The sequence below is a fragment of the Paenibacillus sp. MMO-177 genome, assembly GCF_037147795.1.
GTDB lineage: Bacteria > Bacillota > Bacilli > Paenibacillales > Paenibacillaceae > Pristimantibacillus.
Genome location: NZ_JBBCUR010000005.1, coordinates 199,721 through 211,705 on the forward strand (window position 1 = coordinate 199,721; position 11,985 = coordinate 211,705).

General features: G+C 46.8%; 10 protein-coding genes and 1 tRNA gene. 2 read left to right on the plus strand and 9 right to left on the minus strand.

The window, feature by feature from the left end:
• Window positions 1-35 precede the first annotated feature (35 nt).
• Window positions 36-2,030 (minus strand): beta-galactosidase, encoded by a 1,995-nt coding sequence (locus WFK81_RS19095; protein WP_336787979.1) that lies wholly within the window; start codon window positions 2,028-2,030, stop codon window positions 36-38.
• A 101-nt stretch (window positions 2,031-2,131) separates the two neighbouring features.
• On the opposite strand from WFK81_RS19095, the gene WFK81_RS19100 reads away from it, so the two are divergent.
• Window positions 2,132-2,971 carry a helix-turn-helix transcriptional regulator gene (locus WFK81_RS19100; protein ID WP_336787980.1) on the plus strand — a complete coding sequence of 280 codons (840 nt, stop codon included), beginning with the start codon at window positions 2,132-2,134 and terminating at the stop codon, window positions 2,969-2,971.
• Window positions 2,972-3,127: 156 nt separating this feature from the next.
• Here WFK81_RS19100 and WFK81_RS19105 read toward each other — a convergent pair whose 3' ends face one another.
• From WFK81_RS19105 to WFK81_RS19120, 4 genes are all read right to left on the minus strand, one after another.
• Window positions 3,128-3,673: an OsmC family protein gene (locus WFK81_RS19105; RefSeq protein WP_336787981.1), complete on the minus strand. Its 546-nt coding sequence runs from the start codon at window positions 3,671-3,673 to the stop codon at window positions 3,128-3,130.
• A 49-nt stretch (window positions 3,674-3,722) separates the two neighbouring features.
• Window positions 3,723-4,613 carry a MetQ/NlpA family ABC transporter substrate-binding protein gene (locus tag WFK81_RS19110; RefSeq protein WP_336787982.1) on the minus strand — a complete coding sequence of 297 codons (891 nt, stop codon included), beginning with the start codon at window positions 4,611-4,613 and terminating at the stop codon, window positions 3,723-3,725.
• Window positions 4,614-4,688: 75 nt separating this feature from the next.
• Window positions 4,689-5,357: a methionine ABC transporter permease gene (locus tag WFK81_RS19115; protein WP_336787983.1), complete on the minus strand. Its 669-nt coding sequence runs from the start codon at window positions 5,355-5,357 to the stop codon at window positions 4,689-4,691.
• Window positions 5,354-6,139, minus strand: a complete 786-nt coding sequence (locus WFK81_RS19120; protein ID WP_336787984.1) for a methionine ABC transporter ATP-binding protein — start codon at window positions 6,137-6,139, stop codon at window positions 5,354-5,356. The genes WFK81_RS19115 and WFK81_RS19120 overlap by 4 nt, the downstream gene beginning before the upstream one ends.
• Before the next feature lie 231 nt (window positions 6,140-6,370).
• On the opposite strand from WFK81_RS19120, the gene WFK81_RS19125 reads away from it, so the two are divergent.
• Window positions 6,371-7,702 carry an LLM class flavin-dependent oxidoreductase gene (locus tag WFK81_RS19125; protein ID WP_336787985.1) on the plus strand — a complete coding sequence of 444 codons (1,332 nt, stop codon included), beginning with the start codon at window positions 6,371-6,373 and terminating at the stop codon, window positions 7,700-7,702.
• A gap of 135 nt (window positions 7,703-7,837) precedes the next feature.
• Here the strand turns inward: WFK81_RS19125 and WFK81_RS19130 are convergent, their stop codons facing one another.
• From WFK81_RS19130 to WFK81_RS19145, 4 genes are all read right to left on the minus strand, one after another.
• On the minus strand, window positions 7,838-9,679 hold the full coding sequence (locus WFK81_RS19130; RefSeq protein ID WP_336787986.1) for an alpha/beta fold hydrolase: 1,842 nt from the start codon (window positions 9,677-9,679) through the stop codon (window positions 7,838-7,840).
• A 229-nt stretch (window positions 9,680-9,908) separates the two neighbouring features.
• Window positions 9,909-10,526, minus strand: coding sequence for a TetR/AcrR family transcriptional regulator (locus tag WFK81_RS19135; protein ID WP_336787987.1), 618 nt, complete (start codon window positions 10,524-10,526; stop codon window positions 9,909-9,911).
• A gap of 649 nt (window positions 10,527-11,175) precedes the next feature.
• Window positions 11,176-11,251 (minus strand) — tRNA-Ala (locus tag WFK81_RS19140).
• A 334-nt stretch (window positions 11,252-11,585) separates the two neighbouring features.
• Window positions 11,586-11,969: a VOC family protein gene (locus WFK81_RS19145; protein ID WP_336787988.1), complete on the minus strand. Its 384-nt coding sequence runs from the start codon at window positions 11,967-11,969 to the stop codon at window positions 11,586-11,588.
• Window positions 11,970-11,985: the final 16 nt, after the last annotated feature.

Sequence of the window (11,985 nt, forward strand, 5' to 3'; positions counted from 1 at the left end):
AGCACTCGAGAATTCTGATTACTTTGCAATAACAACTAGCTCTGTGGAAGCTCCACGATTTCGACCGCATATGGTTCCATTGTTAAGGTTTGGTCAATATCACTATCGTTAAAGATGCTTCTATACATCCCATCAAGCTGTACGGTCTGTGGCTTACGCGTAAGGTTCATTAGGAACAAATATCGTGATGACTCATTTGCACGCAATGAGATTTGAACACCTTCCGGTAATCCAGGGAATAAGCGCAGGCCTGATTCGTCTGCAGCCTCTTTAAAGAAATCCACATAAAAAGCTTCCTCAGGAAACGTTCCCAAGTAGTACACTTTGCCTTCACCCAAAGCGTGAACGGTTGCGGCGGTCTGGCCGGCGTAGAAATCATCTTCGTACCAAGCTACTGGTTCCGCACTTTGAGGCGATAAGATGTCGCACCATTGACTGCAGGAGTAAGACTTGTTTTGCCAACGAATAGTGTGAACATCTTTGCCGATTGGATCGTACTCCGCAACAGTGACTCCCGCAGCATCGGAAAGCGGTCCGGGCAAAGGTTGAATCCAACATATGTTATTTTGATTCTTCACGCCTGTTCGAGGCATCAATACAAGCGTCGCCCCATTCTTGACGCATTCCTCCAAACGTGACGCTAGCTCCGGGTCGAGCAAGAATAGCGAAGGAGCCACAATGAGCTTATATCTGCTCAGGTCTTCATTCTCGCTCAGCACATCTGTCATCATGCCTAGTTTAGTGAAGGCGCGATGAATCGTTTTTATATTATCGAAATAATCCATTCCTTCTACTTGCGGCTGCATCTGAAAGGCGTTAAATTGATCGTGCGAATGAAGGATAACCGCTTCGCTCTGTACTTTTGTCCTTTCTAAGAGAGGAGCAAGTTTCTGTACTTCTTGGCAGAGTCCACGGTATTCTTCAAACCTCCTGCCGGGTACATTACTATGGTCAATCAGCCCGTGCCAGAATTGTTCTGCTCCCGACGGAGCGCTGCGCCACCGGAAATGCACAAGCGCATCCGCTCCACGTGCAATGCATTGCCAAGCAAAGGCTCGTATAAATCCAGGATGCGGTGTACGCCACATCGGCATCCAGCAGCCTGGGGGACCGCTAATTGTCTCCATGATCCAGAAATTCTGCCGTTTGATTCCGCGCGTCAAATCCAAGGTCAATGCTCCGCTATATCCACTTGAAACATCCTTTTCCGGACTCGTGCTCGGATAATAATCAAGGGAGACAAAGTCCAGATTCTCACAAAGTTTGTAGTAATCCAGGCTCATCGGATAGCTCCAGATGTTGTGTGTAACGAAATGATTCGGACAATGCTTCTTCAAGATGTTCAATTGCAGTTGTTGGAACTCGACTACCGAATCGGTTTCAAAACGTTTGTAATCCAGTAAATACGATGGATTTTTATGCTTGGTGCCTCCTAGCGGGGTAGTGATTTGTGACCAATTGCTGTATTCCCCGCTCCAAACGACAGTCCCCCATTCTGAGTTGACGGCTTCGATAGAACCATACTTATTTTGCAACCAATCCCGGAACCGCGAATTGCAATGATCGCAGTTGCACTCATGCAGACCGAACTCATTATCAATCTGCCATCCTACGACAGCTGGGTTATCCGCATAGTGAAGCGCAAGTTTTTCCACTATTAAGGTCGAGTAGTGTCTCATTGAAAGGCTATTATAACATCGGTGTCCCCGAACTCCGGGATAGTGCGGATGCAACTGTGCATCACGCGGCAGTACATCTGGATACTCATGGACAAGCCAATTCGGAGGTGTACAGGTCGGTGTTCCGATGACAACCTGAATACCGTGTTTTGCAAATGTATCGATTGCATCATCAAGCCACGTAAAATCGTAACAGCCTTCCGTGGGCTCTAGTCTAGACCAAGCGAATTCAGCAACACGAATCAGGTTAACGCCTGTATCCTGCATGAGCTTCGCATCTTTTTCCCACATGGAACGATCCCAATGCTCCGGATAGTAATCCATCCCCATTCTCATCTGATAATTCTCCATTTCCAATATCATTATTTTGCTTGCATTTTATCCAATAGGCTAATTATATTATTTATAAAAAGAGCATTAAATCACATTTTTTTGATATGCATATCACAATTATGCTATTTGGAGTGAGATCTTTGCGCATTAATCACTTTGTTCCTGAGCCACGATTCGAACGCTTTCTCTGTTACCCGGAATCATTTGGCCACTACGCAAACGAGACAGAGCACTACGAGAACCGACCTAATGGACTCACCACTTACAACTGGCATATCGTTCGGTCTGGCAAGGGATATGTTCGGATTGGAGAGAAAACTATGGAACTGAACGGTGGTACCGGTTTTCTTTACGGTCCAGGTGTGCCACAGCAATACTACGCTGACAGCTTTGAGCCATGGGATATCAGGTGGGTTCATTTTACGGCTCGCGGTTTAGGCACACTACTGCAAGGACGGGGGGATCGAGAGCCTTGGCTCTTCTCGTGGGAAGGGGTAGAACGGCTGGACCTTTTGTGGTCAGAATTGTTAGATTTCCGCATGCCTCCAATGCAGGAAGGAGCAGCTAGATTATCTGCCATTACTTATGAAATGATCGCTTTAATTGTCCAGCATGCTGAGACTCTTGAAGGCATCCCTAAACCTGGAATGCGGGACAGGCTAACTGAGGCAGCGGAGTGGATACGCTCACACTGCCGTGAGCCGCTCACGCTCGAGCAAATGTCATCGCAAGCTTGCTGTAGTCCTTCGCATTTCAGCAGGCAGTTCCACAGCTTAATTGGGAAAACTCCGATTGAGTATTTAACGGAATGCCGTATTCTCCAATCCAAGAACCTGCTGGTATCGACGAGCATGACCATAAAGAATATTGCGGAGCTTGTCGGTTTTGCAAACAGTACATACTTCATTCAGCGGTTCCGAAAGTTAGAGGGGATGACCCCGGAACAATTCAACAACTAACAACTTTTTGAAGTGGGTAAGACCAGACCGCTTTAAAACCAATTTAGCAACTTAGTAAAAACAAAGAAAAACCCTTGATTCACAAGGGTTTTGAGTGATTTTGTTATAGTGGAGCCAAGGGGGATCGACACTTCAAATATGGTCTGGAAATGGACTCTACAACACTGTTACTGAGCTTAGACGACTGATTTCCAATTGCCCTTCAATTTGCTGAGGGTTGCGAAGCAGGTTAAAGATCGGGCAAACCTGTTCGATCGCTTGATGGAGCGCCTGCAATGTTTCCTCTGACTCTTCGGAACCTATTATCAATTTGTAGCGAATGTTATGAGGGTAAATCGGGATATGCTCGTAGCCCGGACGACCCGCTAGCGGGTGCATCTCCCCGGTTACTTCAACTTCAAGCGAGTGAAGGGACACTTGTCTTTCAGCAGCTTGAATTAATGCGATGTGCGTCAAGCAGCTTCCCAGCACCCCAAGCTGAAGCTCTGGCGAAGAGGGACCAAGATTATAGCCCGCGAAATCCGGTGGACTGTCGCTTATGACTTGGAAATCACGAATTCGGATTTCCCGAACACCGCTTCTTCCTGACGCTCTTACCTTAGCACTGATAGAATTAACTTGATCCGGCTGTTTTTCGGCTTGAACTCTACGCGCTAGAAGGGCTTCCCTTTTCTGTTTCAAGTATTCATTTAAGGTTCCCATGCTTCTACTAACCCCTTTCCTATATAACAAATTCAGTTTGAACTGAAGCTTAGAACGCAGGAACAACCGCTACTCCGTATTTATCTTCAATAAATTTCTTAACTTCCGGTGTTGTTAACGCGGCGTCTAACTTCTTAATCTCATCTCGGTTCTCGTCCCCTCTTCTTACAACGATGACATTCGCGTACGGCGAATTTGAGTCTTCCCTAAATAGTGCGCTCTGCGGATCGATTTTGGCCTCGAGAACCAAGTTTGTATTAATGATCGCTCCGTCCAGATCCGGGAGAGATCTTGGCAATGTAGCGGAATCAGCTTCTACGAATTTGAGTTTTTTCGGATTGTCGATGATATCCTTCGGAGTTGCCTCGTAAGTCGTCAGCCCGTCTTTGAGCTTGATCAGACCCTGCTGCTGCAGGAGAACGAGAGCACGATATTCATTGGATGGATTGTTCGGAATGCCGATTTTGGCTCCTTCTTTGATTTCGTCCTTGGATTTGAGCTTGCTCGAGTAGAAGCCGATCGGTTCCACATGCACTTTCGTCGTTACGACGAAGTCGTAGCCCTTCTCGTCTTTGACAGAATCCAGATAAGGAACGTGCTGGAAGTAGTTGGCATCGATCTGCTTTTCCTGCAAAGCCGGATTCAATTGCCCTTCATCGTCGAGGACTTCGATCTCCAGATTAATGCCTTCCTCTTTTAGCTTAGGCTTGATGAACTCCAAAATTTCGGCATGAGGCACGGCTGCCGCTCCGACTTTTAACGTGACTTCTTTAACCGGCTCGGAGGCGGACGGAGACGGGCTGTCGCTTGGACTTTGATTAGCGGAGGCTTGCGGAGAACTATTGCCGGAGGACCCGTTGTTATTCGAACCGCAAGCAGCGGCGATCAAGCTCACAACAAACAGGAAGGCAAATAGGACGACCAATCTTTTCTTAGACATTTTCTCTCCTACTTTCTATTTATAAATTTGTGATCTTATTGAAACTTCAAATCGCTCTTTCCAGGCAAACCAGGATTATTCGAGCTTATAACGCCTGTTGTGAATAGACTTTGCAATCCCGTCGCCGGTCCACTGAATCGCTTGAATCAGAAGGATGATGACCAAGACGGTGGCGAACATGATATCCTCCCGGAATCGTTGGTAGCCGAAGCGAATCGCTAGACTTCCGAGTCCGCCAGCCCCAATAGCTCCGGCAACCGCCGTTAATTCGGTGATCCCGATGATGGCAATCGTTACGCCTCGTACTAGCGCAGGCAGCGCTTCGGGAATGAGAACCCGGAAGATGATCGTAACCGGCGAAGCGCCAACTGCGATTGCAGCTTCAATCTTCCCTGCACCCACTTCCTTCAACGAATTTTCCACAATTCGTCCCAGGAAAGGAGCAGCACCGATCGATAACGCAACGATAGCCGCTGTTGGACCAAGCGACGTTCCTACGATCAAACGCGCTAAGGGAAGCAGCAGCACGATCAGGATAATAAACGGAATCGATCGGATGCCGTTTATTAGGAAGCTAATCACCTTGTTGATAGGTACGGACTGTAGGACATGTCCCTTGTCTGTTACAACAAGCAGAATACCAAGGGCCAACCCTAATAGAAGGCCGAAGAAGGATGACCAGACCACCATATAAAGTGTCTCTCGAAGAGCTTCCCATAGGAGTCCGAATAAATCGTTTTTCATATACCCTCTCCCAATCCTTCAATTAAGCCTCTTCTACTACGATAATGCTCCAGAACGCCTACGAATCTTCGCGCGGTATCGCTCTCCGGATTCAAGAACAATTTGGCGACCGGACCGGTCTCTACGATTCTCCCATTCTCGATGACGGCCATACTATCGCATATATGCTGGAGCACTTCCAATTCGTGAGTAATAAGCACGATCGTCAGCTTCAACTGGCGGTTAATGTCCTTTAGCAGTTCCAAAATGGAATAGGTCGTCTCTGGATCAAGAGCCGAAGTCGCCTCATCGCTTAGAAGTACATCTGGATCATTCGCGAGCGCGCGGGCAATACCAACCCTCTGCTTCTGACCCCCGCTAAGCTGAGCCGGATATGTATCTTCCTTGTCGGTCAGCTTAACCAAGTCAAGTATTTCCCGGACACGCTGCCGAATTCGCTCCCTTGGATGACCTGCTACTACGAGCGGAAACGCAACATTCTGATACACGGTTTTACCGTCTAGCAGATTGAAATGTTGAAAGATCATGCCGATCTTCTGCCGTGCCTTGCGTAGTTTACGACCTTTCAACTGCGTAATATCGTCGCCTCCGATCCAGATGCGCCCCGAATCCGGTTCCTCCAGTCGGTTCATACACCGGATCAACGTGGATTTGCCAGCTCCGCTAACTCCGATAACGCCGAAGATTTCCCCTGTGGCTATCTGTAAATCGATGCGGTCCAGCGCTGAGACACTTCCTTTTGTCGTCAGATAGGTCTTGCTCAGTTGCTCCACGAGAATCAAATCGTCACCTCCTCATACAAAATAAAAAAACTAAGCCCTTCCCCCTTCTTCGAAGGGAGAGTACTTAGTTTCCAGACATCTGGTCAACTTAATGATCCGTATTAAATTCACATTATTCCGATATGCTTTTATTAACTTAATCCATTTTTCATAAGGTGTCAATATCTTCCCAAAAAGGAAACTTATAATTATACTATTCACATAAAAATACTTATATTTGGGAGGCTTATCATGAGTACTGCAACACGCCAAATGAAACTGTCGGCTTATCTAGTCGGCACCGGAATGCATGTCGCCTCATGGAGATTACCGCAGGCTATCGCCGGTGCCAGCATTGACATCGATTACTACAAGAAGCTTGTAAGAACTGCCGAAAAGGGTAAATTCGATATCGCATTTCTAGCAGACAGCCTAGCGATCAACGAAGTTTCTCATCCCAACATTCTTAACCGTTACGAGCCGATTACCCTTATCGCCGCTTTGGCGGCCAGCACAGAGCAAATCGGCATTGTCGCCACAGCATCCACCTCCTACATCGAGCCTTTCAACCTTGCTCGTCTGTTGATGTCCGTCGATCATATTAGCAAGGGTCGTGCTGGCTGGAACATCGTCACGACCCGCGATTTATCAGGCAACACTGCGAGAAATTTCGGTGCCGAAGAACATCTTGAGCATGGATTCCGCTATCGAAGGGCCAGTGAGTTCCTGGAAGTGGTGCTGGGATTGTGGGATAGCTGGGAGGACGATGCTTTTATTTACGACAAGGAGAGAGGAGTGTTCTTTGATCGCAACAAGCTTCATCGGCTCCAGCACAAGGGAGAGTTCTTCTCTGTAGAAGGTCCTCTGAATATCAGCCGTTCCCCGCAAGCACGCCCCGTACTCGTTCAAGCCGGTGTCTCCAATTCCGGGCAAGAACTCTCTTCCCGGATAGGAGAAGTCATCTTCTCTATCAAGTACGATTTCGATGAAGCGAAGGCATATTATGATGCCTTCAAGAACAAAGTGGCTGCTGCCGGACGGAATCCAGATCAAGTTTATATTCTGCAAGGCATCTCTCCTATTATCGGCTCTACGGAAGAAGAAGCGAGAGAGAAGAGAAGCCGGCTAGAGTCCCTCATTCCCGAAGAGACAGGCATCGGTTTTCTATCCGATTATTTCCAAGGCTTCGTCGATTTCAACGGCTTTTCACTAGACGACCGTGCCAAAGATGCCGGACTAGATCGCTTACCGATGACCAAAACCGATTATTTGAAGCATCAGCCGATTATTTCCCGGATAAATCCGACACTTCGCGAGGTTTACTCCCTGCTCACCGGATCGTTCAGCAGCGACCATCTGGTCGGTACCCCGGAGAAGATTGCCGACACTTTAGAATATTGGTTCCGAAACCGCGCTGCTGACGGCTTTATGCTGATGGCGCCTTCGTTACCTGACGGATTGGAGGATTTCGTCGAGCAGGTCGTCCCCATTTTGCAGAAGCGAGGCTTGTTCCGATTGGAGTACACCGGCTCTACCTTGAGAGAGCATCTTGGCCTACCGTTTCCGGCAAACCGTTATGCTTGATTTCGCACTATCGTCGCTGACATTTAAGTTAACTGGTGGCTGAAAAATTAACATCAAAGACCAACAAAAAACAGCTCGTTCCTAATCGGAGAGTGAGCTGTTTTCGTTCTTTAAAATAGTCCGAAGTATATGCTTCTATGACAACTCAAGATCCAATACTTGACGAAGCCACTCAGCCACCTGATGCGGAGCTTCCAAAGGGTATTGATGACCATAGGGGATGAAGGTTGTATCGATGTGCTTGAATCGTTCCGGAATATGATGTGCTGCATCCCGGTCACCCCAATGGATTCGTACTTTTTGGGAGTTCCATAATTCAGGTTTTAGCTGGAAAGACTGGACTTGCGTTAACGCTGACATGACCATTGCGTTGGTAGAACGAATTCGGGCCGACTGCAGATCATGAATGACGTAGTCCGAGTAATGATCCAATCGTTCGCTATCCGCGATAAAATCATTGGCTTTCAGCAGTGTTTTTTTGAACGCGGAGCGAGATATAAGTTTCATAATCGACCTGGTAACACCAGCATATTTATATTTGGGATGAATGGGATGCAGTACGGGCTGCAATAGCAAGAGTTGCCTGATCTGCTGCTCAATTCTTTCCATGACCTTAGCAGCGATTAGTCCGCCGAAGGAATGACCAATCAAAATAACAGGGCGATTCAGCTCGTGAATCATTTCGATCACAGCCTCTACATAGCCGTCCATCAGAGAAGGATGATGATGACGCGGTGAATGACCGAATCCGGGAAGGTCCACCAGCCAAGTATTGACATCATTCAATTGTTTCGCTATTGGAACGAAACAATCGGCCCCGCTGAATGTTCCGTGCAGAAAAATAACCGGTGTACCGTGATTCTCTTTTTCCAACGAAATCAGTTTGGATCTTCTGCGTTGCACGAACCCTTCGTGGTGCTCGGATGAGGGGTGGCTTAACCGGAAATCAAGATCGGCGATTACGTAGGGAAGCGTGGTCGGAACAACGGATGTCCGTACCCCATTCTTGCGCTCAAGTTCAAACTTCGAGGTAACCGGGAATTCCGATTTCACGAGAAAATCCATCGATTCTTTGGGAATTCCCAATCGCTTGCCGATGCCAAGTCTTAATAAAGACTTCAACAAAGCAAGCGGAATTGTGCCGAAAGGCGGCGCCGCTCGCATCTCTATCGCAATTTGCCTGATCAATGAACGGATCGACGGACTATCCTGCTTGGGATCCAATAAAAAATACGTATTACTGGCAAGCTCCTTTGTTTGCACTAAGTTAACAATGAATGATGCGACATGATCAATATGTACCATCGGTAGCCAGTAGTCCTTGCCTCCTGGAACGAGTGGCATAAGATTCCTTCTCACAGAATCTACCAGTATACTAAGACCTCCAATCTGCTCCGTAATTCCCGAGTAAGAATGGCCGATGACGGTACTGGGATTAACCGTGGACAGCGGAATGCCTAACGGTTTTAGTGCTTTTCGTATATAGGAGTCCGCTTGAAATTTCATCTTCTCATACGGGGGAGATTTCTCAAGAACGGCATCCAGATTGTGAATAGCATTTTGCTCGTTATATGGACTCATATAGCCAACAACATGAATGAATTGCTTCAATCCTTTCTTCATATGGATTTTTTCGGAAAGTTCGGCCAATTCGATGGCAGGATTAAGAAAAGCTTGCTCTGCCTCAGTCTGGCTTAACTCAATATTCATGGGACCGCCCGCATGAATTATAATATCGGAATTTTGTATTCGTTTGTAATCGTTCGCGGATAGCCCTAATTTCGGTTTCGACAAATCTCCTATTACTGCAGTAACGTGTTGCGCCTCAAGCAAATGTAACCGCCCGAGGGTATGTTGAAAGCGATCAAGACTTCGCACGAGTACAATAATGTCGTGATGTTTGGATATTAACTCGGCAAGAATATGGCTGCCGATATAACCCGTCCCGCCAGTCAGGAATATTTTCAATTGAATCATCTGCCTTTCGATTCATTTAATAGTACTGAGTAGTGCTAGTTAGTGCAAAAAAAATGACTTAAGTAACTAATCACTTAAGCATCGAAGCAAAAGCTTGAATAAGATTCTGAGCTACCGATATAACCCGTCCCGCCAGTCAGAAATATTTTCAATTGAATCATCTGCCTTTCGATTCTTTAATAGTACTGATCAGTGCTAGTTAGTGCAAAAAAATGACTTAAGTAACTAATCACTTAAGTATCGAAGTAAAAGCTTGAATAAGATTCTGAGCTAGCATTGGATTGTTGGTGGCCTTGGTTAGGAATAGAGCTCCTTCGATGGAGGTGACAATCAATGCCGCTGTCTCATGGACGGGCAGATTCCGGCTCAATTCTTTCTTTTCTATGCCTTCTTCCAGCAGCTTCTCAACAACTTGTAGTTGTTTATCGAAGAATGCTTTTATTTTAGCTCTCGCTTCCGAAGAGGAATGGGAAGTCTGCGTATAAAGTGTCAGGAACGGACATCCACCAACATAATCGATTTGTTCATTATCCTCCGTGAGGATTCGAAATAATCGCTCCATTTTTGCAGGAATGGACATGTCTTGCGTCAAGGTACGGGATATTCGTTCTTCATATCGCGAGATCAATTGGTCGACAATTGCTAACAGTAGTTCCTCCTTACTTTTATAGTGGTAATAAATGTTGGTTTTTGAAACTTTGCTGAGGGCAACAATTTCGTCCATGCTTGTCACTTGAAAGCCTTTTGTTAGAAATAAGGTCGATGCGGTCTGCAGGACGATATCTTTGTTTGAAATGCTTGATCTTTTGTTTGTCATATTGCTACTATATAGTACTATAATATACATGTCAAACACTGGATGTTATTGGAAATGATGCTCGAACATTATGGGGTTCGCTCTTTCGCCAACAACATTGCCAAAACAAAAAACACGCCGGATTCGCGTGTTTGAAGTTTATGTATGGTGGAGCCAAGGGGGATTCCGACTGCGCAATACTTGTCTGCTCATCACGGGATGTCCGAATCTCTTACTGAATAGCTGACGATGCTTACTCAAACGAAGACTCTTAGCGGTAGATTCAGACACCGTGCTCCTGCATTGGATGTTTTAGCTCCGTAGTTAATCATTCATTCCGTCCGCGCGGACTGAACCCGGGTTCGCCCCCTTGGAAAGCACCACCGTAATAAACAGAAAACCACGTCCAATGACGTGGTTTGATTGTTTATTATGGTGGAGCCAAGGGGGATTCCGACTGCGCAATGCTTGTCTGCTCATCACGGGATGTCCGAATCTCTTATTGAATGGCTGACGATGCTTACTCAAACGAAGACTCTTAGCGGTAGATTCAAACGCCGTGCTCCTGCATTGGATGTTTTAGCTCCGTAGTTAATCATTCATTCCGTCCGCGCGGACTGAACCCGGGTTCGCCCCCTTGGAAAGCTCCACCATAATAAACAGAAAACCACGTCCAATGACGTGGTTTGATTGTTTATTATGGTGGAGCCAAGGGGGATCGAACCCCTGACCTCATCGCTGCCAGCGATGCGCTCTCCCAGCTGAGCTATGGCCCCGGACAAGCAAAATGATAGCACAGTCATTTCCACGCTGTCAATCATTTTGCTCGCCTTTTTTACAATCGCTTCATTTAGCCGAATCCCTGTATCGTAAATCTCTTGTTTTCGACAATGCGCTTTCTTGTCTCCTGCTCGTTTCGTTGTACAATAAACGCATTGCAATTCGTCCAATTTTTCGCATGAGGATCGGCAGTCTTCACAAGCTGATCGTGTACCCTGACGTCAGCGCTGCCGAATTCCTTACTGCCCAGATCCTTAAACTTAGTATGAGGCGCTTGCTGGCGATGATCATTCTGAAGCGGCTGTTACCCACATAGCCGTATGCAAGAAATTATGTATAATTCGATACTTCCACCAGATTATCATCCGGATCGCGAAAATACACCGAGACTATGGTTCCTGCAGCCCCTGTCCGGGGGACCGGCCCTTCTTCGATTGGCACATCGCAAGCAGCCAAATGGCGAATAACCTCATCCAGCGGCGTCTTCGTAATGAGGCAGAAATCCGCTGAGCCCGGACGCGGATTCCTTGCCTTCGGTTCAAATTCTTTGCCCGCTTCATGCAGGTTGAACTTCTGCCGGCCGAATAGCAACGCCTTTCGGTTATCGCCAAAGACGATGACCTCCATATTCAGCACCTTTTCGTAAAAAGCCGCCGTCTTCTCAATACTGGCCACGGTCAACACAAGATGATCCAAGGCTTCAATTTTTAACATGTTCCCACTCCTCACT